This window comes from Hylemonella sp. GW821-FHT10B10 (assembly GCF_059415585.1).
The window spans coordinates 396,121-419,162 of record NZ_JBWKNN010000003.1; the positions used below are offsets into that span (position 1 = coordinate 396,121).

Genomic DNA, 23,042 nt, shown 5'->3' on the forward strand with positions numbered 1-23,042 from the left:
CAGGCTCAATGGCCGGGAGTGTGGCCGCCCCGTCCGCCGCTGCTGCGGTTCGGGCATTTGTCCTTGGTGCAGTGGGCGTAGAGGCTCAGCGCATGCTCGGCCAGCGCAAAACCGCGGGTCTTGGCCACGGCGTTCTGCCGGTTCTCGATCTCGGCGTCAAAGAATTCCTCGACCTTGCCGCAATCCAGGCAGACCAGGTGGTCGTGGTGCTGGCCCTCGTTGAGTTCGTAGACGGCCTTGCCGCCCTCGAAATTGCTGCGCGTCAGGATGCCTGCCTGCTCGAACTGGGTCAGCACCCGGTAGACCGTGGCCAAGCCCACGTCGGAGCGGTCTTCCAGCAGCACGCGGAATACGTCCTCGGCGCTCATATGGCGCTGAGCGCCCTTCTGGAAAATCTCCAGCACCTTCAGGCGGGGCAGCGTGGCTTTCAGGCCGGTGCTCTTGAGTTCGTCGATGGTGTTCATAGGCGTGTTTCCAGGGGGTGCAGGGCCGCGTGGCGGCGAGCCCTGCCGCTACAATGGGCCGATCATATCGCTAGCGCCAGTTTCATGTTCATTTTCCATCGTGCCCTCGGCCGTCTGGGGCTGGCCCTGCTCTTGGGCGCCACCCTCTCGGCCTGTAGTTACCTGGAGCCCTACCGTGTCCCGGTGGTCCAGGGCAATGTGGTCACGCGCGAGCAGGTAGCCGTCCTGCGCCCCGGCATGAGCCGTATCCAGGTGCGCGACATCCTGGGTACCCCGCTGCTGGCCAGTGTGTTCCACGCCGACCGCTGGGACTACGTCTTCACCCTCCAGCGTCAGAACACCGAGCCGCAGGCCCGGCGCGTGACCATCTATTTCAAGGCAGATGTGCTCGAACGCTTCGAGGCGGACGCTCTGCCCAGCGAGACCGAGTTCGTGTCCACCCTGGGCCGCCAGGAAGCGCCCAAGGTGCCCTTGCTGGAGGCCACGCCCGAGAAGCTGCAGGAGTTCCCGACCCCGGCTCCCAAGCCCGAGCCGGCTCCCTTGCCGCCCCTGCCCGCCAGCTACCCGCCGCTGGAACCGGCCATCCGCTGAGATCGTTCACACCATGACTGCACAGACACATCACCCCATCGCTATCGCCGGCGCCTCCGGTCGCATGGGCCGCATGCTGATCGAAACCGTGCACGCTGCCGGGGACTGCCGGCTCGCCGGCGCCCTGGACGTGGCGGGCAGCCCGGCCATCGGCAGCGATGCCACCGCTTTCCTGGGCCACGCCAGCGGCGTGGCCATCACGGCCGACCTCAAGGCCGGCCTGCAGAACGCCCGCACCCTGATCGACTTCACGCGTCCCGAGGGCACCATGGCGCACCTCCGGGTCTGCCGTGAACTGGGCGTGGCCATGGTGATCGGCACGACCGGCTTTACCGAGGCGCAAAAGGGCGAGATCACGGCTGCGGCGAAAGACATCGCCATCATGCTGTCGCCGAACATGAGCGTGGGCGTCAACGTCACGCTCAAGCTGCTGGAGATGGCGGCCAAGGCCCTGTCCACGGGGTATGACATCGAGATCATCGAGGCGCATCACCGCCACAAGGTCGACGCGCCCTCAGGCACGGCGCTCAAGATGGGCGAGGTCATCGCCGATGCGCTGGGCCGCGACCTCAAGGACTGCGCCGTCTACGAGCGTTACGGCCACACCGGCGAGCGCGACCCTTCCTCGATCGGTTTTGCCACCATCCGTGGGGGCGATATCGTGGGTGACCACACCGTGCTCTTCGCCGGCACCGGCGAGCGCATCGAGATCACGCACAAGTCCGCCAGCCGTGTGACCTATGCCCAGGGCAGCCTGCGCGCCGCGCGTTTCCTGGCCGGCCGCAAGAGCGGCCTGTACGACATGTTCGACGTGCTCGGACTCAAGTAATCCTGTGCCGACCGCCATGCAAGACAAGTACCAACATCTCGACGTCGAGAAAACCGCCCACAGCCACTGGGTGGCACGTGATGCCTACCGCGTCACGGAAGAAGCGGGCAAGAAGAAGTTCTACGCCTGCTCCATGCTGCCTTACCCCAGCGGCAAGCTGCACATGGGCCATGTGCGCAACTACACCATCAACGACATGCTCACGCGCCAGCTGCGCATGAACGGCTACAACGTCCTCATGCCCATGGGCTGGGACGCCTTCGGCCTGCCGGCCGAGAACGCAGCGCTCAAGAACGGCGTCCCCCCGGCCAAGTGGACTTACGAAAACATCGCCTACATGAAGGGGCAGATGCAGGCCATGGGCCTGGCCATAGACTGGAGCCGCGAGGTCGCCACCTGCGACCCCAGTTATTACAAGTGGAACCAGTGGCTGTTTCTGAAAATGCTCGAGAAGGGCATCGCCTACCGCAAGACCCAGGTGGTGAACTGGGATCCGGTGGACCAGACCGTGCTGGCCAATGAGCAGGTCATCGACGGCCGCGGCTGGCGTACCGGCGCGCTGGTGGAAAAACGCGAGATCCCTGGTTATTACCTGAAGATCACCGACTACGCGCAGGAGTTGCTGGACCACGTGCAGCTGGGCAACGACAAGGCCACGCTCAACGGTTGGCCCGAGCGTGTGCGCCTGATGCAGGAGAACTGGATCGGTCGCAGCGAGGGCGTGCGCTTTGCCTTCACGCACGATATCAAGGGTGCTGACGGCCAGCTGATCGGCGACGGTCGCATGTACGTCTTCACCACGCGCGCCGACACCATCATGGGCGTGACCTTCTGCGCCGTGGCGCCCGAGCACCCGCTGGCCCAGCATGCCGCGCACTCGAATCCCAAGCTGGCAACCTTCATCGAAGATTGCAAGAAGGGCGGTACCACCGAGGCCGAACTCGCGCTGCGGGACAAGGAGGGCATGCCCACCGGCCTGTTCGTGAAGCACCCGCTGATCGATGCGCCGGTCGAGGTCTGGGTCGGCAACTACGTGCTGATGAGCTATGGCGACGGCGCTGTCATGGGGGTGCCGGCGCACGACGAGCGTGACTTTGCCTTCGCGCTGAAGTATCAGCTGCCGATCCGCCAGGTGGTGCACGTTGATGGCGAGCACTACGACTACAAGCAGTGGCACGACTGGTATGGCGACAAGAGCCGGGGTGTGACCGTCAACTCCGATACCTTCAGCGGCCTGTCCTATGTCGAAGCCGTGAACGCCGTGGCCCATGCCCTGCAGGTGAGGGGCCTGGGCGAGAAGAAGACCACCTGGCGCCTGCGTGACTGGGGCGTCAGCCGCCAGCGCTACTGGGGCACGCCCATCCCCATCATCCACTGCGAGGCCTGTGGTGCGGTGCCGGTGCCGGAAAAAGATCTGCCCGTGGTGCTGCCGCAGGATCTGGTACCCGATGGCAGCGGCAACCCGCTCAACAAGTGCGAGGCCTTCCTCAAGGTCAATTGCCCCTGCTGCGGCAAACCCGCCCGGCGCGAGACCGACACCATGGACACCTTCGTGGATTCGTCCTGGTACTACATGCGCTATTGCGACCCCAAGAACGACAGCAAGATGGTCGATGCGGGTGCGCAGTACTGGATGCCGATGGACCAGTACATCGGCGGCATCGAACACGCCATCCTGCACCTGCTGTACGCGCGCTTCTGGACCAAGGTCATGCGCGACCTGGGTCTGGTGAAGGTCGATGAGCCCTTCACCAAGCTGCTCACACAGGGCATGGTGCTCAACCACATCTACTCGCGCCGCACCGACAAGGGCGGCAAAGAGTACTACTGGCCGCACGACGTGGAGCATGTGCTCGATGAAGGCGGCAAGATCGTGGGCGCCAAGTTGAAGAACGCGGTTGGTGGTTTGCCTGTGGGCACGGCCATCGACTACGAGGGTGTGGGCACCATGTCCAAATCCAAGAACAACGGTGTGGACCCGCAGGACCTGATCGAGAAATACGGCGCGGACACCGCGCGCCTGTACACCATGTTCACCGCGCCGCCCGAGGCCACGCTGGAGTGGAACGACGCGGCGGTGGAGGGCAGCTACCGCTTCCTGCGCCGGGTCTGGAACTTCGGCGTCAAGCTCTCTGCCATGGACCAGGCGGCAGCGTTGGCCAGCGTGGCCGGCGCGAAGAAGCTCAAGGACGTCAGCTTCGGCAAGGAAGCCAAGGCCTTGCGCCTGGAGATCCACAGTGTGCTCAAGCAGGTGGATTACGACTACCAGCGCATGCAGTACAACACCGTGGTCTCCGGGGCCATGAAACTGCTCAATGCGTTGGAAGACTTCAAGGCGACCGGCACGCCGGGTGCCGAGGTCGCGCTGATCGAAGGTTTCGGCATCCTGCTGCGTTGCATCTACCCGGCCACGCCCCACATCACCCATGTGCTGTGGAGCGAGCTGGGATATGCCGGTGTGCTGGGTGAGCTGCTCGATGCGCCCTGGCCCCAGGTGGACGAGTCCGCCCTGCAGCAGGACGAGGTCGAGCTCATGCTGCAGATCAACGGCAAGCTGCGCGGCGCCATCCTGGTGCCGGCCGGCGCGTCGAAGGAAGCCATCGAGGCCATTGCCGTGGCCAGCGAGCCGGTGCAGGCCCAGGGCGCGGCGATCAAGCGCGTCATCGTGGTGCCGGGCCGGCTGGTGAACGTGGTCGTCTGACCCCATGCAACGGCGCCTCTTTGCCTGTCTTCTGTGCGCGCTCCTGCTGGCGCTGACAGGCTGCGGCTTCGGGCTGCGTCAGCCGGTCAGTTTCGCCTTCTCTTCGCTGTACAGCAGCGTGGCGCCGAACTCGCCACTGGGCGTTGAGCTCAAGCGCCAGCTGCAATCCAGCGGCGAGTTGAAGTACATCACCGAGCCCGAGCGCCAGCAGGAGGCGCAGGCGGTGCTCGACATCATGTCGGAGCAGCGGGTCAAGACCGTGGTCGGCGTCAGCGCCACCGGCCAGGTGCGCGAGTTCCAGCTGCGCCTCATCCTCAAGTTCCGCCTGCGCACGCCTCTGGGCAAGGAGCTCATCCCCGAGACCGAGCTGGTGCAGCAACGTTCGCTCAGCTACGACGAAGCCTATGCCCTGGCCAAAGAGGTCGAGGAAACCATGCTTTATCGCAATATGCAGAGTGACATGGTGCAGCAGATCCTGCGCCGCCTGGCGGCTGTGAAGCAGCTCTGAGCGTCGCCTGACCACCATGCAAGTTGCCGCCGCCCAGATCCAGGCCCAGCTGCAGCGGGGGCTCAAGAGTCTGTACACCGTGCACGGCGACGAGCCGCTGCTGCAGCAGGAAGTGGCCGACGCCATCCGCGCCGTGGCGCGCACCCAGGGCTATACCGAACGCACGGTGCACACCGTGGCCGGAGCGCATTTCGACTGGAGCGAGGTGCTGGCCGCCGGCGGTTCGCTGAGCCTTTTCGCCGACAAGCAGATCGTCGAGATCCGCATCCCTTCGGGCAAGCCTGGCAAGGACGGCAGCGTCGCCCTGCAGCAGCTGGCCGAAGCGGCCCAGGGCAACGACAGCACGCTCACCATCGTCCTGTTGCCGCGCCTGGACAAGGCCACCAAGACGGGGGCCTGGTTCGGCGCGCTGGAGAGCTTTGGTGTGACGGTGCAGGTCGAGCCCATCGAACGGCGCGCTCTGCCGCAGTGGATCGCCCAGCGTCTGGGCACCCAGGGCCAGCGCGTGGTCGGGGGCGAGGAGGGACAACGCACCTTGCAGTTCTTCGCCGACCGGGTGGAGGGCAATCTGCTGGCCGCCCACCAGGAAATCCAGAAGCTGGGCCTGCTCTATCCGCAGGGCGAGCTGAGCTTCGAGCAGATCGAGGGCGCGGTGCTCAATGTGGCGCGTTACGACGTCTTCAAGCTTTCTGAAGCCGTGTTGGCCGGGCAGGCGGCACGCGTGCAGCGCATGCTGGACGGCCTCAAGGCCGAGGGCGAAGCCGAAGTGCTGGTGCACTACGCGCTGAGCGAGGACATCCGGGCCCTCAAGCGCGTCAAGGACAGCATGGCCGCCGGGCGGCCCCTGCCCATGGCCCTGCGCGAACAGCGCGTCTGGGGCCTCAAGGAGCGCCTTTACGAGCGCGTCCTGCCCCTGCTGAGTCCGATCGATCTGGCCAATCTGTTGCAGGCCGCGCACCAGGTGGACGGCATCGTCAAGGGGCTGAAGCTGCCGGACTGGCCCGCGGACGGCTGGCAGGCCCTGCAGCGCTTGGCCTTGCAGCTGTGCGGGCTCTGCAGCGCAGTCCCCGCGAAAAGCGCGACCGTGAGAAAATGAGCTCATGAACGCGCCCGATTCCGCCGCCCGCATCGCCGAAACCACCCAGACCCTGGGCCGGCAGGCGCGCGCCGCTGCGGCCCTGATGGCCAAGGCGGGTACCGCCCAGAAGAACGCCGCCCTGCGCCGACTGGCCGGGCTGCTGCGGGCCAATACCGCTGCGCTGGCGCAGGAGAATGAAAAAGATCTCGCCCGTGCCAAGGCGGCCGGCCTGGCCGAGCCCCTGGTGGATCGTCTGCGCCTGACTCCCAAGGTCATCGAGACCGTGGCCTTGGGCTGCGAGCAACTCGCCGCCATGGGCGACATCATCGGCGAGATCATCGGCATGAAACAGCAGCCCAGCGGCATCCGCGTGGGCCAGATGCGTGTGCCCATCGGTGTCTTCGGCATGATCTTCGAGAGCCGGCCCAATGTGACCATCGAGGCGGCCAGCCTGTCCATCAAGAGCGGCAACGCCTGCATCCTGCGCGGCGGCTCGGAAGCCATCGAGTCGAACAAGGCCCTGGCCAAACTCGTGCAACAGGCGCTGACCGAATCGGGCCTGCCAGCCGAAGCCGTGCAACTGGTGCAGACCACGGACCGCGAAATCGTGGGCCAGCTCATCACCATGCCGCAGTATGTGGACGTGATCATCCCGCGCGGCGGCAAGTCCCTGATCGAGCGCATCAGCCGTGAAGCCAAGGTGCCCGTGATCAAGCACCTGGACGGCAACTGCCACACCTATGTCGACGACCCCTGCGATATCGACATGGCCGTCAAGGTGGCCGACAACGCCAAGACCAACAAGTACAGCCCCTGCAATGCCAGCGAGGGCCTGCTGGTGGCACGCGGCGTGGCAACCGAGTTTCTGCCGCGCATCGGTGCGGTCTTCGCTGCCAAGGGTGTGGAGATGCGTTGCGATCCCGAGGCCTGGGCCATCCTGGAGGGCATTCCGGGTGCCAACCTGAAGGTGGCGACCGAGCAGGACTGGTACGAGGAGTACCTCGCGCCCATCATCAGCGTCAAGGTGGTGGCGGGCCTGGACGAGGCCATCGCCCACATCAACCACTACGGCAGCCACCACACCGACGCCATCCTCACGCGCGACCACATGCACGCCCAGGCCTTCCTGCGCGAGGTGGATTCGGGCAGCGTGATGGTCAATGCCAGTACGCGTTTCGCCGACGGCTTCGAATACGGCCTGGGCGCCGAGATCGGTATCAGCACCGACAAGTTCCACGCGCGTGGCCCGGTGGGCCTGGAAGGCCTGACCTCGCTCAAGTACGTGGTGCTGGGCGAGGGTGAGGTCCGGTCTTGAGTCTGCGCTGGATCGCCATCGGGCTGCTGGGCCTCGTGCTGCCGCTGGCCTGCCACGCCAGTTCCTCGTTGGCTGTCGAGATGGGCTGCTACAACTGCCATGGCCAGCCGACACGCGCCGATGCGCCCAGCTTCGAAAGGCTTGCGGCCAAATTCACCCGGCGCCAGGGTCAGGCCGGGGCCGAGGAGCATGTGGTGGACGAATTGCGCAAGGGCGAGCTCCTCCAGCACATTCCTGTGCATGAGCGTCTCAGCCCGCAAACCGCCCGCCAGCTCGTGCACTGGCTGTTCGAAGGCGGGAAATAGGCCCATCCGGCTCGCCCGGCCGGCTTGAATCGTGCCGGGCTGCCCTCACGTCCTAGAATTGCCGCAACAACAATCGCGAGGACTGCATGGTTCCCCATCTCATCACGGCCCTGACCGGTCCCATCAACGAACTCGAACAGCGCATCCTCGATTCCATGCCGGCCATCGAGCGCTGGTTCCGCCTGGAGTGGATGGAGCACACGCCGCCTTTCTACAGTTCGGTGGACATCCGCAACGCCGGCTTCAAGCTCGCGCCGGTGGACACCAATCTCTACCCGGGCGGCTGGAACAACCTTACGCCCGAGATGCTGCCGCTGGCCGTGCAGGCCGCGATGGCCGCGATCGAGAAGATCTGCCCCGAGGCGCGCAATCTGCTGCTGATCCCCGAGAACCACACGCGCAACACCTTCTACCTGAGCAATGTGGCGCAGCTGCGGCGCATCTTCCACATGGCCGGCCTGAACGTGCGCATCGGCTCCATCAGCCCCGAGATCAAGAAGAACACCACCATCGAGCTGCCCGGTGGCGAGGTCGTGACGCTGGAGCCGGTGATTCGCAACAAGACCCGCCTTGGGTTGAAGGACTTCGACCCCTGCACCATCCTGCTCAACAACGACCTCTCGGCCGGCATCCCCGGCATCCTGGAGGATCTGCATGAGCAGTATCTGTTGCCGCCGCTGCACGCGGGCTGGTCCGTGCGGCGCAAGAGCAAGCACTTCCAGAGTTACGAGGACGTGTCCAAGCGTTTCGGCAAGCTGCTGGGCATCGACCCCTGGTTGATCAATCCCATGTTCAACCGCTGCGGCGAGGTCAACTTCGCCGAGAGCAGCGGCATGGAATGCCTGACCAGCAATGTGGACGCCCTGCTGACCAAGATCCGTCGCAAGTACAAGGAATACGGCATCAAGGAAAAGCCTTTTGTCGTCGTCAAGGCCGACAATGGCACCTATGGCATGGGCATCATGACGGTGCGTGACGTCAAGGAACTGGAAGACTTGAACCGCCGCACGCGCAACAAGATGAGCGTGATCAAGGATGGCCAGGAAGTCAACGAGGTCATCATCCAGGAAGGCGTGCTGACCAATGAACGCATGCATGACGCCGTGGCCGAGCCCGTGGTCTACATGATGGACCGTTATGTCGTGGGCGGTTTCTACCGTATCCACGCCGAGCGCGGTGTGGACGAAAACCTCAACGCCCCGGGCTCCAGCTTCGTGCCCCTGGCTTTTGACCAGAGCACCCACCTGCCCCAGCCCGGCGCCAAGCCCGGCGCCAGCGCCCCCAACCGCTTCTACATGTACGGGGTGATCGGCCGCCTGGCCATGCTGGCGGCCAGTTACGAGCTGGAAGCGACCAATCCCGAGGCCGAGGTCTACGAATAGACCGGAACCGGCCTGAGTTGCTGCGCTGCAACAATCCGGGCCGCCGGCAGGGGCGAGGACTGCCTTCGTTTGGTGCATGGAGGCAGGCGGAGCACAATAGCGCATCTGCATTCCAAGAACCCCGCCCGTGAAGACGGGGCCCCGTCGTGTCCGCATCCAAATCCTCGCTCGCCGCCCTGACCCTGGGTGCTATCGGTGTTGTCTACGGTGATATCGGTACCAGCGTGCTGTACGCGGTCAAGGAGGTGTTCGGCTCCGGACATGTGCCCTTCACCACGGCCAATATCTACGGCATCCTCTCGATCTTCTTCTGGACGCTGACGGTCATTGTCTCGCTCAAGTACGTCACGCTGGTGCTGCGTGCCGACAACAATGGCGAAGGCGGCCTGGTGGCCATGCTGGCCCTGGCGTCGCAGTCGGTCAAAGACAAACCCCGGCTGCGCCGTGCCTTGCTGCTGGTGGGCATCTTCGGTACCTGCCTGTTCTATGGCGACGGTGTCATCACGCCGGCCATCTCGGTGCTGTCGGCGGTGGAAGGCCTGGAGGTGGTGTCGCCGGCTTTCAAGAGTGCGGTGATACCGCTTACCCTGGTGATCCTCTTCGGCTTGTTCGCCGTGCAAAAGCGCGGCACTGCCGGCATCGGCAAGTTCTTCGGCCCCATCACCCTGGTCTGGTTCGCGGTCATCGCCCTGCTGGGCCTGGCGCACATCGCCAGCAACCCCGCCATCTTGTGGGCGCTGAGCCCGCACCATGCGCTGGGCTTCATGTGGAACAACCCTGGAACCACCTTCATCATCCTCGGTGCCGTGGTGCTGTGCGTGACCGGTGGCGAGGCCCTGTACGCCGACATGGGCCACTTCGGCAAACGGCCGATCCGCCTGGCCTGGTTCTCGGTGGTCATGCCCGCGCTCACCCTCAACTACTTCGGTCAGGGTGCGCTGCTGCTGAGCAACCCCGAAGCCGTGAAGAACCCCTTCTTCATGATGACGCCCGACTGGCTGCTGCTGCCCATGGTCGGTCTGGCCACCATGGCCACGGTGATCGCCTCGCAGGCCCTGATCTCGGGCGCCTTCAGCGTGACCAAGCAGGTGATCCAGCTGGGCTACCTGCCACGCCTGCAGGTCCAGCACACGAGTGTCAAGGACACAGGCCAGATCTACATGCCCTTCGTGAACTGGGGCCTGTTCGTGGCCATCGTGCTGGCGGTGCTGATGTTCCGCTCCTCCAGCAACCTGGCCGCAGCCTATGGCATCGCTGTCACGCTGGACATGCTGATCACCACCGTGCTGACCTTTTTTGTCGTGCGCTACGGCTGGAAGTATCCTTTGCCGCTGTGCATCGCGGCCACCGGCTTCTTCTTCGTGGTGGACTTGGCCTTCTTCAGCTCCAACCTCATGAAGCTGCACCACGGGGGCTGGTTCCCCCTGGCCATCGGTGGCGCCGTCTTCATGCTCATGACCACCTGGAAGCAGGGTCGGGCCCAGCTCAACGCCGCGTTGCGCCAGGAAGCGCTGGACCTGCCCGGTTTCCTGGAGGCCGTTTTCGTCAGCCCGCCGGTGCGCGTGGAGGGCACGGCCGTGTTCCTGACCGCGGACACCGGTAGCGTGCCCAATGCACTGCTGCACAACCTCAAGCACAACAAGGTGCTGCACGAGAACAACCTCTTCGTCACCGTGCGCAACCACGAGGTGCCCTGGATCGGCATGGACAAGCGCATCGAGATCGAGCCTCTGGGGCACGACTGCTGGCAGGTTACCGTGCACTACGGTTTCAAGAACGACCCCGACCTGCCCGCTGCCCTGGCCCAGGTCCGTAGCCAGGGGTGTTCGCTGGAGCCCATGACCACCAGCTACTTCCTGTCGCGCGATATCGTCATCCCCACCATGGGCCATGGCATGTCGCCCTGGCGCGAGAAGCTGTTTGCGCAGATGCACCACAACGCAAGCGCGGCAGCGGAGTTCCTCAACCTGCCGAACAATGCGGTGGTGGAGCTGGGGTCGAAGATCGAGATCTGAGAGAGGCCGGTACCGCCCAAAGAAAAAGCCCGCATGCGCGGGCTTTTTCTTTGGGGCCGGCAGGGGCTTTCAACGCCCCTTGCGCACCTCACCCACCAGATAGTCCACCACCTGCAAGGCGCGCTCCATGTTGCGCGTCATCGTGCCATCGGTGTAGAAGCGGCCGGCCACGCCCAGGGCGGGCACGCCTTCGACCTTGTAGGCGGCCGTCAGCTGGGAGGCACGGGTGGTCTTGGAGGCCACGGTGAAGGAGTTGAACTGCTCCATGAACTTGGTCTTGTCCACGCCCTGTGTGGCGATCCAGTCGGCGATGACTTCGGGCTGTTCCAGGCGCTTGCGCTCGACGTGGATGGCGGCGAAGACCTTGGCGTGGAGCTTGTCGACCAGACCCATGGCTTCGAGCGTGTAGTACAGGCGCTGCTGGCCCTGGAAGGTGCTGTTGAAGGCCACCGGCACGCGCCGGATCACCACGTCCTTGGGCAGGCGCTTGATCCAGGCTTCGAGGGCGGGTTCGAAGGCGTTGCAGTGCGGGCAGTTGTACCAGAAGAACTCGACCACCTCGATCTTGCCGCTGGGGGTCTCGACAGGGGCCGGCTTGTCCAGCGGCAGGTAATCCTTGCTGGCTTCAAAACGCATCTGGGCGAGGGCGGGCAGCACGGTGGCACCGGCCAGGGCCGCGCCACAGGCGCGGGAGAAATCACGACGTTTCATCATCTGCATAGGCTCCATGTGAATGCCCGGGTGGGACACGGCTGGCTGGAAAAAGTTCAGCGCTGCACGCGCACCAGCGCGGTTTCGTGGCCGGCGGCCTCGATCTGCGCCTTGATCTTCTCAGCCTCTTCCTTCTTGTCGTAGGGGCCGACGCGCACGCGGTAGATCTGGCGACCCGCCTGTTCACGCTCGGTCACCTTGGCTTCCACGCCGGTCAGCGAGAGTTTGGCGCGCTGGGTCTCGGCATCCTCGGGGGTGCGGAAAGCGCCGACCTGGATGAAGTAGGCAAAGGGGTCAGCGCTGGCGCCCGCCTTGGCGCGCGCCAGATCACCCAGGGGATCGGCCGAGGGTTTGGTCTCGACCTTGGGCGTCGGTTTCACCGCAGGTGCCGGGGCCGGCTTGGCGGCGGGTTTGGGAGCCGAGGCGGCTGGCGCCGGCGGCTTGGTCTTGTTGTAGAGCGGGGAGTTCGGGTCCCAGTCCTTGTTGCGTTTTTCCTCGGCCGCGTCCTGGTCCGGGGTACGGTTCTGGCCCTTGTTCAGGAAGGGTACCGGGGTCTTGGTCACGTAAAGGGCGACGATCAGCGCCGCGCCCAGGCCGATGACGACACCAATGATCAAACCCAGGATGGTTCCGCCGCGTTGCTGTTTCATGCCTCAACCTTGTCTCGCAAATAGGGATGCCCGGTGGCGCTGCGCCACCGGCTACATCTTCTCCGGTGCGCTCACACCCAGCACCGCCAGGCCATTGTGCAGCACCTGCGCCGTGGCGGCCACCAGGGCCAGTCGCGCGCGCTTGAGCGCCTCGTCCTCCACCAGGATGCGCTCGGCATCATAGTAGCTGTGGTAGCTGGCGGCCAGTTCGCGCAGGTAGAAGGTCACGTCGTGCGGCGCAAAGTCCTGCGCGGCGGCGCTGAGCATCTCGGGGTACTTGGACAGCTGCAGCATCAGGGCCTGCGCGGCCGGGCTGTCCAGCAGCGCCAGGTTGGCGTCCTTGAGCGTGCTGCGGTGGCCGCCTTCCTTCTCGCGCCAGGCGTTGATCACCGAGCAGATGCGCGCGTGGGCGTATTGCACGTAGTAGACCGGGTTCTCGTTGTTCTTCTGTATAGCAAGGTCCACGTCGAAGGTGTACTCGGTGTCGGGCTTGCGGCTGAGCAGAAAGAAGCGAACCGCGTCCTTGCTGGTCCACTCGATCAGGTCGCGCAGGGTCACGTAGCTGCCGGCGCGTTTGGAGATCTTCACCTCCTGGCCACCGCGCACCACGCGCACCATGGTGTGCAGCACGTAGTCAGGGAAACCCTGCGGAATGCCCAGGCCCACGGCCTGCAGGCCGGCGCGCACGCGCGCGATGGTGCCGTGGTGGTCCGTGCCCTGGATGTTGACCACACGCTCGAAGCCGCGTTCGAACTTCGTGATGTGGTAGGCCACGTCCGGCACAAAGTAGGTGTAGCTGCCGTCGCCTTTGCGCATGACACGGTCCTTGTCGTCGCCGTACTCGGTGGTCTTGAGCCACAGGGCGCCGTCGTGCTCGTAGGTCTTGCCGGCCTGGCGCAGTTTTTCCACGGCGGCGTCGACCTTGCCGCTGGTGTAGAGACTGGACTCCAGGTAGTAGTTGTCGAATTTCACCGCGAAGGCCTGCAGGTCCAGGTCCTGCTCGTGGCGCAGGTAGGCCACAGCGAACAGGCGCATGCCGTCCAGGTCGTTCACATCGCCGCTGGCCGTGAACTCGCGGTCGTCGGACTTGACCGACTTCCTGGCCATGAAATCCGCGGCGATGTCGGCGATGTAGTCGCCGTTGTAGGCGGCTTCCGGCCATTCGGCATCGCCCGGCTTGAAGCCCTTGGCGCGCAGCTGCACGCTGTTGGCCAGGGTGCCGATCTGCACGCCGGCATCGTTGTAATAGAACTCGCGGCAAACCTCCCAGCCCTGGGTCTGGTAGAGGTTGCAGATGGCGTCGCCCAGGGCGCCCTGGCGGCCGTGTCCTACGTGCAAGGGGCCCGTGGGGTTGGCCGAGACGAACTCGACCATCATGCGCCGGCCTTTGGCCGTCTGCTCACCGTAGTGCCGGCCCTGGGACAGCACTTCGCGCACCACCTGCTGCTTGGCAGCGGGCTTGAGGCGGATGTTGATGAAACCCGGGCCGGCGATCTCCACTGCCTCGACCCAGGTCGCGAAAGCCGGCGTGGCCATCAGGGCACTGCGCAGGCTTTCCGCCACCTGGCGCGGGGCTTGTTTCAGAGGCTTGGCCAGTTGCATGGCCGCGGTGGTGGCCAGGTCGCCGTGTTCGGCCACCTTGGGGGATTCAAAGGCCGCCCGTGCACCCGCGCCGGGCAGCAATTGCTCCAGCACGATGCCGAGGGTCTGGAGCAGTTCGTTTTTGACGGTCAACATGGAGCCCGATTCTACTGACCGGGGCTGTGCCACTCCCCGGTGCATCGTGCAAGCCGGGGTAACCGTTTGTCAGCAGATTTGCCGCCCCGGCCGTTGTATGCTGGAATCCCCTGCGGGATTTCGTTCAACCACCATCCGCATCAACGAGGAGACACCATGAAGAAACTGCTTTCCCTGCTCGCCCTGGGCCTGTCCCTGAGCCTGGGCGTCGCCCATGCCGACGAAGAGAAGAAGGCGCCGACTGCCCAGCAGAACAAGATGGGCATGTGCAACAAGGAGGCTGGCGACAAGAAGGGCGACGAGCGCAAGGCCTTCATGAGCAACTGCCTCAAGGCCAAACCCGCCGCCAGCGACAAGCAGACCGCCCAGCAGAACAAGATGGGTACCTGCAACAAGGAAGCCGGCGACAAGAAGGGCGACGAGCGCAAGGCTTTCATGAGCCAGTGTCTCAAGGCCAAGTAAGCCTTTGCTCCTGCGCCACCCCCGCCCGGCGGCTCGCTGTGCGGGGGTTTTTCATGGGCGACCGCTTCAGCGGCGGGTCTGCCAGAAGCCGGGCTGGCCGTAGTGATGCTTGAGAAAGTCCACCCAGAGTCGCACGCGCAGCGGCAGGTGCTTGCGCTGCGGGAACACCGCATAGATGCCGTTGGGTGGTGCGGCGTAGGCCTCCAGCACGGCCACCAGGCGGCCCTCGGCGATTTCCTCTTCCACCTCCCAGGTGCTGCGCCAGGCGATGCCATAGCCGGCCAGGCACCAGTTATGCAGCACCTGCCCGTCTGAGCAGTCCATGGGGCCGTTGGGGCGCAGGTGGATGACCTCACTGTCGTTGTCGCTGGCAGCCGCCGCGCCCGTCAGGGCGCTTCCATCTTGTCGCCCTTGGGCGTTACGCGGAACGCGAAACGCCCAGCCGCGGGTCTGCGAGGCGTCGCTGGACAGCACCAGGCAGTCAAAGCGGTTCAGGTCCTGCGGGTGCTCGGGCGTGCCGTGGCGTTTGAGGAACTCGGGCGTGGCCACGCACAGGCGCCGGTTGTCGGCCATGCGCACACTGACCAGGGAGGAATCCGGCATGTCGCCCACGCGCACGGCACAGTCATACCCCTCGCCTGCAATGTCCACCACGCGGTCGCTGAGGTTCAGCGAGATGGTCACGTCCGCGTGCAGTTCGCGAAAGCGGGGCACCAATGGGGCCACGTGGCGGCGGCCGAAACCGGCGGGTGCCGTGATGCGCAGGTGGCCGCTGGCCTTGACGCCACCGGCCGAGACACTGGCCTCGGCATTGGCCACATCGGTGAGCAAGCGCTGGCAATCCTCCAGGAATGCGCTCCCCTCGTGGGTCAGGCTGATGCGCCGGGTGGTGCGCACCAGCAGCTTGACGCCCAGGCGTTCCTCCAGGGCGTCAAGCCGGCGTCCCATGATGGCCGGCGCCACACCTTCGGCATGGGCCGCCGCCGTCAGGCTGCCACGCGTGGCTACCGAGACGAAGGACTCCATTTGCTTGAGCTTGTCCATCGGGTAATTATGTCGCCGCACGTCGCTAATTGAGGAAAAACGAGACGGATTTGTTCATTTTTGGGAAAATCAATCCACCACCATCTGCAGGTCCGTCCATGGACTCCTCGCCCGTCTCGATCTATCCCGAAAGCCTGCCCCCGCTGGAGGAGGAGACAGTCCAGGTGCGCATGCTGCGCGAGCTCTTCGCACGCACACGGGAGTCGGCTCTGGTCGGCTTCTTCCCGGTCTTTCTCATCGTCTGGTCCCACTGGTCGGCCCAGCCGCGCGAGCAGTTGCTGTGGTGGGCCGTCTGCGCCCTGGTGGCGCTCAGTTTTCGCGTCCTGCTGGCCCATGTTTTCCTGGCCGCGCGTCTGCAGACCCAGGCGGTCTATGGGCGGCTGTGGTTCTGTCTGGAGTGGCTGGGGTCGGTGATGCTGGCCCTGGTCTGGGTGGGCAGCATCACCATGATCGGCACCGGCCAGGTCGACGTGCTCTTTTATCTGCGCCTGATCTTCATCGTCGCGCTCGTGGCTTTTCTGCTGAGTGCGCTGGGTATCGAGACCCGGCTTTATGCCAGCTTCCTGGCCGTCATCGTCCTGGGCACCCTCTGGCAACTGCACCGGCACTACCCGGGTTTCGTCCGCGACCTGCCCGTCGTCAACTGGGCTTTCCTGGTGTACGCGGGGATGCTGATGATCCGCAGCCGCGGCGAGCACCGGCGCACCCACGAATGGGTGCGCGCGCGCCTGACCCAGCGCAAGCTGCTGGACCAGTTGCACCAGAACATCCAGCAGGAACTGCAGATGCACGAGCTGCTGCGTACCCGTACCCAGGAGCTGGAGGAAAGCAATCGCAAGCTCGGCGAGCTGGCCATCCATGACGGCCTCACCGGTGCCTTCCGCCGCGGCCATATCGAAGCCGAGTTGCGCCGCCAGGTCAAGGTCTGGGAGCGCCGGCCGGACGACTTCTCGATCCTGCTGCTGGACATCGACCTGTTCAAGCGTGTCAACGACGAACATGGCCACGCCACCGGTGACGAGGTGCTGCGGGGCCTGGCGGCGCAGGTGCAGCAGACGCTGCGCGGCAGCGACCTCTTTGGCCGCTGGGGCGGCGAGGAGTTCATGGTGCTGCTGCCCGGCACCAGCCTCGCCCAGGCATTGGAGGCCGGCGAACGCCTGCGCCTGGCCATCGCCGGCCTGACCTTCAGGGACGAATCGGGGCGGCGCTTCTGCGTCACGGTCTCGATCGGCGTGGCCCACCTTGAACCTGGCGAAACCGCCGACAGCCTGACCGCGCGCGCCGACAAGGCGCTGTACGCCGCCAAACACGCCGGGCGCAACCGCGTGCTGGCCTACGAGCCGGGGCAGACCGAGTTCAGCGCCCTTTGAACGGCGCGTTAAGGGCTGCCTAACGGACCCTTGGGGAAATTCAAATGGCAAGGCGGGCGCGGCGGGCGCATGATCTGCGCCCATGAGCACATCTGACCTGAGCCACCTGCGCGACTGGATCGGCCGCAGCGAGACACGCGACGACCAGCTCACCGCCACGCCCGTGGCCGCCCTCTGCGCGACGCTGGACCGCGACGACCCTGCGCCTGTGCCGGGTACCGCCCTGCCGCCGCTGTGGCACTGGCTCTACTTCACGCCACTCACGCGCCACAGCGACATCGGCGAGGACGGCCATGCCAGGCGCGGCGGCTTCCTGCCCCCTGTGCCGCTGCCGCGGCGCATGTGGGCCGGTGGGCGGCTCGATTTCCTGAACCCGTTGCGGGTGGGCGAGCAGGTCACGCGCCTGTCGACGATCAAGGATGTGACGCTGAAAGAGGGGCGCAGCGGCGCCCTGGTTTTTGTCTGTGTGCGCCATGAATTCAGCAACGCGCAGGGCCTGGCCCTGGCCGAGGAGCACGACATCGTCTACCGCGATGCTCCCGCGCCCGGTGCGCCGCAGCCTGCGCCCACCCCGGCCCCGCGCGACGAACAGTTCAGCCGCGAAATCGTGCCCGATCCCGTGTTGTTGTTCCGCTATTCGGCGCTGACCTTCAACGGCCACCGCATCCATTACGACCGCAGTTACGTCACGGGCGTCGAAGGTTACCCCGGTCTCATCGTGCACGGCCCGCTGATTGCGACGCTGCTGCTGGACCTGCTGCGTCGCAACTTGCCCGATGCCACTGTGAAGCGCTTCAGCTTCAAGGCTGTGCGCCCCACCTTCGACATCCATCCCTTCACCGTCTGCGGCAAGCGCGAGGGGAACACCGTCACGCTCTGGGGCCGAGACCACGAAGGCTGGCTCACCATGCAAGGCACAGCCGAGATCGCATAAGCCAAGAACATACGATATGAACAAGACCGACAAGCATCAGGATATCCGCGACGCCGTGCGTGCCCTCTGTGCCCAGTTCCCTGACGAATACCACCGCAAGATCGACGCCGCGCGCGCCTACCCCGAGGAATTTGTCGACGCCTTGACGAAGGCCGGCTGGCTGGCCGCGCTGATCCCGCAGGAGTACGGTGGCTCGGGCCTGGGCCTGACCGAGGCTTCCGTGGTCATGGAAGAGATCAACCGCAGCGGCGGCAACGCCGGTGCCTGCCACGGCCAGATGTACAACATGGGCACACTGCTGCGCCATGGCTCGAAAGAGCAGAAAGAGCTCTACCTGCCCAGAATAGCCAGCGGCGAATGGCGCCTGCAGTCCATGGGCGTGACCGAGCCCAGCACGGGCACCGACACCACCAAGATCAAGACCACCGCCGTGAAGAAGGGGGATCGTTACGTCGTCAACGGGCAGAAGGTCTGGATCTCGCGCGTGCAGCACTCGGACTTCATGATCCTGCTCGCGCGCACCACAGCCTTGGCGGACGTGAAGAAAAAGAGCGAGGGCATGTCCATCTTCATGGTGGACCTGCGCCAGGCCGAGAAGTCGGGCCTGACGGTGCGACCGATCCCGAACATGGTCAACCATGAGACGAATGAGCTGTTCTTCGAGAACCTCGAGATTCCCGCGGAGAACCTGATCGGTCAGGAGGGGCAGGGCTTCAAGTACATCCTCGACGGCCTCAACGCCGAGCGCACGCTGATCGCCGCCGAATGCATCGGCGACGGCTACTGGTTCGTGGACCGTGTGACCAAGTACGTGAAAGACCGCGTGGTCTTCGGTCGCCCCACAGGCCAGAACCAGGGCGTGCAATTCCCCATCGCAGAGAGCTATATCGAAGTGGAAGCCGCCAACCTCATGCGCTGGAAAGCCTGCGAACTCTTCGATGTGCACCAACCCTGCGGCGCCGAGGCGAACATGGCCAAATACCTGGCGGCCAAAGCCTCCTGGGAGGCGGCCAACGTCTGCCTGCAGATGCACGGCGGTTTCGGTTTCGCATGCGAATACGACATCGAGCGCAAGTTCCGCGAGACCCGCCTGTACCAGGTGGCGCCCATCTCCACCAATCTCATCTTCTCCTACGTGGCCGAGCACCTGCTGGGTCTGCCCAGGAGTTTCTGATGAAACCATTGACCGGTATCACCGCCGTTGCGCTGGAGCATGCCATCGCCGCACCCTTCTGCTCGCGCCAGCTGGCCGACCAGGGAGCGCGTGTCATCAAGGTCGAGCGTCCAGGCAGCGGCGATTTCGCGCGCGGCTACGACAGCCGCGTGAACGGCCTGTCTTCGCACTTCACCTGGACCAACCGCTCCAAGGAAAGCCTTTCACTCGACCTCAAGCACGACAAGGCCGGTGAGATCATGGACCGGCTGCTGGCCCAGGCCGATGTGCTGGTGCAGAACCTGGCGCCCGGTGCGGCCGCGCGCATGGGCCTGTCCTTCGAGGCCCTGCACGAGAAATATCCCCGGCTCATCGTCTGCGACATCTCGGGTTATGGCGACAGCGGCCCCTACCGCGACAAGAAGGCCTACGACCTGCTCATCCAGAGCGAGGCCGGTTTTCTTTCCGTCACCGGCAGCCCCGACGAACCCGCCAAGGCCGGCTGTTCCATTGCCGACATCGCCGCCGGCATTTACGCCTACAGCAACATCCTCACGGCGCTGATCCAGCGCGGCAAGACCGGCCTGGGCCGGCGCATCGACGTCTCCATGCTCGAAAGCATGGCCGAGTGGATGAGCTTTCCCATGTACTACGCCTATGACGGCGCCAGCCCGCCGCCACGGGCCGGCGCTTCGCACGCCACCATCTACCCTTACGGGCCCTTTGCCGCCGGTGACGGCAAGAGCGTGATGCTGGGCCTGCAAAACGAGCGCGAGTGGGCCGTGTTCTGCGAGAAAGTCCTGCAGCAACCCGCCCTGACGAAAGATGAACGCTTCGATGCAAACGCCAAGCGTTCTGCTGCGCGTGCGCCATTGCGCCAGATCATCGAGGCCGAGTTCGGCAAGCTGACGGCAGCGCAGGTGATCGCGCGCCTGGAAGACGCCGGCATTGCCAACGCCCAGGTCAACACCATGGCCGATCTTTGGGCCCATCCGCAGCTGGCTGCGCGAGCGCGCTGGACCGAGGTCAGCACACCCGTGGGCCCCGTGCCCGCGCTGCTGCCGCCGGGCGCCCCCGATGGGTCGCACGTGCGCATGGACGCCATCCCCACTGTGGGCCAGCACAGTGAAGCCATCCTGCATGAACTGGGTTTCACTGCGCAGGACATTGCACAACTCAAGAACGACAAGGCGATCTGAACGTGAACGCACCCTCTACCCAGGCGCTGGCCGAATTCGCCGCCACGCTCGCATTCGATGCCATTCCCACTCCCGTCATCCGCCGCACCGAAGACCTGCTGCTCGACTGGTTCGGCTCCTGCCTGGCGGGCAAGAACGCGCGCGCGGTGGAGATCCTCGCGGCTTTCGTCGAGAGCATGGGTCCGGCAGAGGGTCCGAGCGAAATCCTGATCCACCGCCGCACCAGCAGCCCCTTGCTGGCCGCCATGGCCAATGCCGCGGCCTCCCATGTGGCCGAGCAGGACGACGTGCACAACGGTTCGGTCTTCCACCCGGCCACCGTGGTCTTCCCGCCAGCGCTGGCCGTGGCGCAGGCCCAGGGTAATTCCGGCAAACAACTGCTCACGGCCTGCGTGGCGGGCTACGAGGTGGGCATACGCGTGGGGGAGTTCCTGGGCCGTTCGCACTACAAGGTCTTCCACACCACGGGCACGGCCGGCACGCTGGCCGCCGCCGCGGCCGTGGGCCATCTGCTCAAGCTCACACCCGAGCAGATGCTCCATGCCTTCGGTTCGGCGGGCACACAGTCGGCCGGCCTGTGGGAGTTTCTGCGTGACGCAGCGGATTCCAAGCAACTGCATACTGCGCACGCGGCCGGCGCGGGCCTGAGCGCCGCGTATCTGGCGCAGAAGGGGTTCACCGGCGCGCGCCGCATCCTTGAAGGCCCGCAAGGCCTGGCCGCCGGCATGTCCAGTGATGCCGACGTGAGCAAGCTCACCGATGGCCTGGGTACACGCTGGGCCACGGCCGAGACCTCCTTCAAGTTCCACGCCTCCTGCCGCCACACCCACCCCGCGGCCGATGCACTGCAACAGGTGCTGCAGGCCAACAACTTGAAAGCGGGCGACGTCCAGCGTGTCACGGCCCTCGTGCACCAGGGCGCTCTCGACGTGCTGGGCCCCGTGACCGATCCGCAGACCGTGCACCAAAGCAAGTTCTCCATGGGCACGGTGCTGGGGTTGGTGGCCGTACTGGGTCGGGCCGGCCTCAGCGAGTTCGACACCAGCTTCAAGCGTGTCGACGTCAGCGCCTTCCACGACAAGGTCGTGATGGAGCTGGACGCGGAGGTGGACCGGGCCTATCCCTCACGCTGGATCGGCAAGGTGCGTGTGGAAACCACGGACGGACGTGTGCTGTATGGCCGCGTGGACGAGCCCAAGGGCGACCCGGGCAACACGCTCACACGCTCCGAACTCGAAGACAAGGCCCTGCGTCTGGCCCTGTACCACGGCGGCGCCAGCGAGGGCGAGATGCGCGCGGCCATGGCGCGGCTCTGGGCCATCGCCGATGCACCGACGCTGGGCCGCCTGCTGAGCTGATGCGCAGGCGCCGCAAATCCCCAGGACCCGTGGGCCCAAGCCTTAGGGATGACCCGGCTTGTCCCTCTGCGGCATCTGAACGAGCATAGCCACATAAGAAGGAAAAGGGAGCTTCCTATCCACCAAGAAAGAGGACGACAAACCATGAACCTGAAACGCAGAATCTTCACCGCTGTTGCCGTGGCCTCCACCCTGGCCCTGGGCAGCGGCTTCGCGCAGGCCCAGGCCTACCCGGCCAAGCCGATCTCCCTTGTCGTCCCCTTCGCCGCCGGCGGTCCCACCGACATCGTGGCCCGCACGCTGGCCGCCACCATGACCAAGTCCCTGGGGCAGAGCGTGGTGGTGGAGAACAAGCTCGGCGCGGGTGGCACCATCGCCGCCAGCTATGTGATGAAGGCCCCAGCCGATGGCTACACCTTCCTGATCCATCACAACGGCATGGCCACCGCGCCGGCCCTGTACCGCAAGCTGGCCTACAACCCCGTGAGCGATTTCGAGCACGTGGGCAATGTGGTGGACGTGCCCATGACCATGCTCGCGCGCAAGGACATGCCTGCCAGGAACCTGGCCGAGCTCATCGTCTACATCAAGGCTAATGCCGAGAAGATCAATCTGGCCAATGCCGGCCTGGGCGCGGTCTCGCACCTGTGCGGCACCCTGTTCCAGCAGTCCCTCGGTGTGAACCTGACCACGGTGCCCTTCCAGGGCACGGGCCCTGCGCTCAATGCGCTGCTGGGCGGCCAGGTGGACCTGCTCTGCGACCAGACCACCAACACCGTGCCGCACATCAAGGCCGGTACCGTCAAGATGTATGGCGTAACCAGCAAGCAGCGCATCAAGGCTTTGCCGGACCAGCCCACACTGGACGAAGGCGGCCTCAAGGATTTCGAGGTCATCGTCTGGCACGGTGTCTATGCGCCCAAGGGCACGCCCGCGGCCGTGGTGCAGAAGTTCGGCGACGCACTGCGTGAGGCGCTCAAGGACCCGACCTTCGTGAACCGCATGGCCGATCTCGGCGGCGAAATCCCGCCGGCCTCACGCCAGACGTCCGACGGCCAGCGTGCCTGGCTCATCGCCGAAGTCGACAAGTGGGGCAAGGCCATCCGCGCGGCGGGCCAGTTCGCCGACTGAGCTTCATTTCGCGCGCACATGAAAACGCCGGGTCCGCCCGGCGTTTGTTTTGAGGGTGCGCGAACGCCTGCCTTTCCTTGACAGCCCCTGCTGTTTTCGCCAGCA

General features: G+C 65.2%; 21 protein-coding genes. 16 read left to right on the plus strand and 5 right to left on the minus strand.

The genetic code is table 11. The annotated features are described in order from the left end of the window. Nucleotides 1-5: 5 nt before the first annotated feature. Nucleotides 6-464, minus strand: a complete 459-nt coding sequence (fur, locus tag AC07NT_RS15410; protein ID WP_498599242.1) for a ferric iron uptake transcriptional regulator — start codon at nt 462-464, stop codon at nt 6-8. An 84-nt stretch (nt 465-548) separates the two neighbouring features. Between fur and AC07NT_RS15415 the strand changes: the two genes are divergently transcribed. The 9 genes from AC07NT_RS15415 (at nt 549) to AC07NT_RS15455 (ending at nt 11,188) form a co-directional block, all read left to right on the plus strand. Beyond that, nucleotides 549-1,055: an outer membrane protein assembly factor BamE gene (locus tag AC07NT_RS15415; protein WP_498599241.1), complete on the plus strand. Its 507-nt coding sequence runs from the start codon at nt 549-551 to the stop codon at nt 1,053-1,055. Nucleotides 1,056-1,068: 13 nt separating this feature from the next. Then, a complete protein-coding gene (dapB, locus tag AC07NT_RS15420; protein WP_498599240.1) occupies nt 1,069-1,884 on the plus strand; it encodes a 4-hydroxy-tetrahydrodipicolinate reductase in 816 nt (271 codons plus the stop codon). A 16-nt stretch (nt 1,885-1,900) separates the two neighbouring features. Further along, on the plus strand, nt 1,901-4,585 hold the full coding sequence (gene leuS, locus AC07NT_RS15425; protein ID WP_498599239.1) for a leucine--tRNA ligase: 2,685 nt from the start codon (nt 1,901-1,903) through the stop codon (nt 4,583-4,585). Nucleotides 4,586-4,589: 4 nt separating this feature from the next. Continuing rightward, entirely contained in the window at nt 4,590-5,093 is a 504-nt protein-coding gene (locus AC07NT_RS15430) for an LPS-assembly lipoprotein LptE (RefSeq protein ID WP_498599238.1), read from the plus strand. 16 nt (nt 5,094-5,109) lie between these two features. Continuing rightward, complete coding sequence (holA, locus tag AC07NT_RS15435) at nt 5,110-6,189, plus strand: DNA polymerase III subunit delta (RefSeq protein WP_498599237.1); 1,080 nt, start codon at nt 5,110-5,112, stop codon at nt 6,187-6,189. A gap of 4 nt (nt 6,190-6,193) precedes the next feature. After that, complete coding sequence (locus AC07NT_RS15440; RefSeq protein WP_498599236.1) at nt 6,194-7,486, plus strand: glutamate-5-semialdehyde dehydrogenase; 1,293 nt, start codon at nt 6,194-6,196, stop codon at nt 7,484-7,486. Next, nucleotides 7,483-7,791 carry a c-type cytochrome gene (locus AC07NT_RS15445; protein ID WP_498599235.1) on the plus strand — a complete coding sequence of 103 codons (309 nt, stop codon included), beginning with the start codon at nt 7,483-7,485 and terminating at the stop codon, nt 7,789-7,791. Before AC07NT_RS15440 ends, AC07NT_RS15445 begins: the two co-directional genes overlap by 4 nt. 86 nt (nt 7,792-7,877) lie before the next feature. After that, complete coding sequence (gene gshA / locus AC07NT_RS15450) at nt 7,878-9,173, plus strand: glutamate--cysteine ligase (RefSeq protein WP_498599234.1); 1,296 nt, start codon at nt 7,878-7,880, stop codon at nt 9,171-9,173. 146 nt (nt 9,174-9,319) lie between these two features. Further along, nucleotides 9,320-11,188, plus strand: coding sequence for a potassium transporter Kup (locus AC07NT_RS15455; protein WP_498599233.1), 1,869 nt, complete (start codon nt 9,320-9,322; stop codon nt 11,186-11,188). A gap of 69 nt (nt 11,189-11,257) precedes the next feature. Here the strand turns inward: AC07NT_RS15455 and AC07NT_RS15460 are convergent, their stop codons facing one another. From AC07NT_RS15460 to argS, 3 genes are read right to left on the minus strand one after another with little or no spacing between them, the layout of a single operon-like run. Next, entirely contained in the window at nt 11,258-11,899 is a 642-nt protein-coding gene (locus AC07NT_RS15460) for a thiol:disulfide interchange protein DsbA/DsbL (protein ID WP_498599660.1), read from the minus strand. A 56-nt stretch (nt 11,900-11,955) separates the two neighbouring features. Continuing rightward, entirely contained in the window at nt 11,956-12,549 is a 594-nt protein-coding gene (locus AC07NT_RS15465) for an SPOR domain-containing protein (RefSeq protein ID WP_498599232.1), read from the minus strand. A gap of 51 nt (nt 12,550-12,600) precedes the next feature. Then, the gene (gene argS, locus AC07NT_RS15470) at nt 12,601-14,286 is read right to left on the minus strand and encodes an arginine--tRNA ligase (RefSeq protein ID WP_498599231.1); all 1,686 of its coding nucleotides are present in this window, start codon (nt 14,284-14,286) and stop codon (nt 12,601-12,603) included. A 156-nt stretch (nt 14,287-14,442) separates the two neighbouring features. Between argS and AC07NT_RS15475 the strand changes: the two genes are divergently transcribed. Then, entirely contained in the window at nt 14,443-14,748 is a 306-nt protein-coding gene (locus AC07NT_RS15475) for a PsiF family protein (protein ID WP_498599230.1), read from the plus strand. A gap of 66 nt (nt 14,749-14,814) precedes the next feature. Here the strand turns inward: AC07NT_RS15475 and AC07NT_RS15480 are convergent, their stop codons facing one another. Further along, nucleotides 14,815-15,792 carry a LysR family transcriptional regulator gene (locus tag AC07NT_RS15480; protein WP_498599229.1) on the minus strand — a complete coding sequence of 326 codons (978 nt, stop codon included), beginning with the start codon at nt 15,790-15,792 and terminating at the stop codon, nt 14,815-14,817. Nucleotides 15,793-15,890: 98 nt separating this feature from the next. Between AC07NT_RS15480 and AC07NT_RS15485 the strand changes: the two genes are divergently transcribed. The 6 genes from AC07NT_RS15485 to AC07NT_RS15510 all read left to right on the plus strand — a co-directional run bounded on the left by AC07NT_RS15485 (nt 15,891) and on the right by AC07NT_RS15510 (nt 22,937). Continuing rightward, nucleotides 15,891-17,162 (plus strand): GGDEF domain-containing protein, encoded by a 1,272-nt coding sequence (locus tag AC07NT_RS15485; protein ID WP_498599228.1) that lies wholly within the window; start codon nt 15,891-15,893, stop codon nt 17,160-17,162. Between the two features lie 82 nt (nt 17,163-17,244). Beyond that, nucleotides 17,245-18,096, plus strand: a complete 852-nt coding sequence (locus AC07NT_RS15490) for an HTD2 family dehydratase (protein WP_498599227.1) — start codon at nt 17,245-17,247, stop codon at nt 18,094-18,096. A gap of 16 nt (nt 18,097-18,112) precedes the next feature. Beyond that, nucleotides 18,113-19,270, plus strand: coding sequence for an acyl-CoA dehydrogenase family protein (locus AC07NT_RS15495; RefSeq protein WP_498599226.1), 1,158 nt, complete (start codon nt 18,113-18,115; stop codon nt 19,268-19,270). Continuing rightward, nucleotides 19,270-20,448 carry a CaiB/BaiF CoA transferase family protein gene (locus tag AC07NT_RS15500; RefSeq protein ID WP_498599225.1) on the plus strand — a complete coding sequence of 393 codons (1,179 nt, stop codon included), beginning with the start codon at nt 19,270-19,272 and terminating at the stop codon, nt 20,446-20,448. The genes AC07NT_RS15495 and AC07NT_RS15500 overlap by 1 nt, the downstream gene beginning before the upstream one ends. A 2-nt stretch (nt 20,449-20,450) precedes the next feature. Beyond that, a complete protein-coding gene (locus AC07NT_RS15505; RefSeq protein WP_498599224.1) occupies nt 20,451-21,806 on the plus strand; it encodes an MmgE/PrpD family protein in 1,356 nt (451 codons plus the stop codon). A gap of 144 nt (nt 21,807-21,950) precedes the next feature. After that, the gene (locus tag AC07NT_RS15510; protein ID WP_498599223.1) at nt 21,951-22,937 is read left to right on the plus strand and encodes a tripartite tricarboxylate transporter substrate-binding protein; all 987 of its coding nucleotides are present in this window, start codon (nt 21,951-21,953) and stop codon (nt 22,935-22,937) included. Nucleotides 22,938-23,042 lie beyond the last annotated feature (105 nt).

Excerpts from the sequence above, each read along its gene's own strand:
- fur (WP_498599242.1), bottom strand. The coding sequence starts at position 464 with ATGAACACCATCGACGAACTCAAGAGCACCGGCCTGAAAGCCACGCTG.
- AC07NT_RS15415 (WP_498599241.1), top strand. The coding sequence starts at position 549 with ATGTTCATTTTCCATCGTGCCCTCGGCCGTCTGGGGCTGGCCCTGCTC.
- dapB (WP_498599240.1), top strand. The coding sequence starts at position 1,069 with ATGACTGCACAGACACATCACCCCATCGCTATCGCCGGCGCCTCCGGT.
- leuS (WP_498599239.1), top strand. The coding sequence starts at position 1,901 with ATGCAAGACAAGTACCAACATCTCGACGTCGAGAAAACCGCCCACAGC.
- AC07NT_RS15430 (WP_498599238.1), top strand. The coding sequence starts at position 4,590 with ATGCAACGGCGCCTCTTTGCCTGTCTTCTGTGCGCGCTCCTGCTGGCG.
- holA (WP_498599237.1), top strand. The coding sequence starts at position 5,110 with ATGCAAGTTGCCGCCGCCCAGATCCAGGCCCAGCTGCAGCGGGGGCTC.
- AC07NT_RS15440 (WP_498599236.1), top strand. The coding sequence starts at position 6,194 with ATGAACGCGCCCGATTCCGCCGCCCGCATCGCCGAAACCACCCAGACC.
- gshA (WP_498599234.1), top strand. The coding sequence starts at position 7,878 with ATGGTTCCCCATCTCATCACGGCCCTGACCGGTCCCATCAACGAACTC.
- AC07NT_RS15460 (WP_498599660.1), bottom strand. The coding sequence starts at position 11,899 with ATGAAACGTCGTGATTTCTCCCGCGCCTGTGGCGCGGCCCTGGCCGGT.
- AC07NT_RS15465 (WP_498599232.1), bottom strand. The coding sequence starts at position 12,549 with ATGAAACAGCAACGCGGCGGAACCATCCTGGGTTTGATCATTGGTGTC.
- argS (WP_498599231.1), bottom strand. The coding sequence starts at position 14,286 with ATGTTGACCGTCAAAAACGAACTGCTCCAGACCCTCGGCATCGTGCTG.
- AC07NT_RS15475 (WP_498599230.1), top strand. The coding sequence starts at position 14,443 with ATGAAGAAACTGCTTTCCCTGCTCGCCCTGGGCCTGTCCCTGAGCCTG.
- AC07NT_RS15480 (WP_498599229.1), bottom strand. The coding sequence starts at position 15,792 with ATGGACAAGCTCAAGCAAATGGAGTCCTTCGTCTCGGTAGCCACGCGT.
- AC07NT_RS15485 (WP_498599228.1), top strand. The coding sequence starts at position 15,891 with ATGGACTCCTCGCCCGTCTCGATCTATCCCGAAAGCCTGCCCCCGCTG.
- AC07NT_RS15490 (WP_498599227.1), top strand. The coding sequence starts at position 17,245 with ATGAGCACATCTGACCTGAGCCACCTGCGCGACTGGATCGGCCGCAGC.
- AC07NT_RS15495 (WP_498599226.1), top strand. The coding sequence starts at position 18,113 with ATGAACAAGACCGACAAGCATCAGGATATCCGCGACGCCGTGCGTGCC.
- AC07NT_RS15500 (WP_498599225.1), top strand. The coding sequence starts at position 19,270 with ATGAAACCATTGACCGGTATCACCGCCGTTGCGCTGGAGCATGCCATC.
- AC07NT_RS15510 (WP_498599223.1), top strand. The coding sequence starts at position 21,951 with ATGAACCTGAAACGCAGAATCTTCACCGCTGTTGCCGTGGCCTCCACC.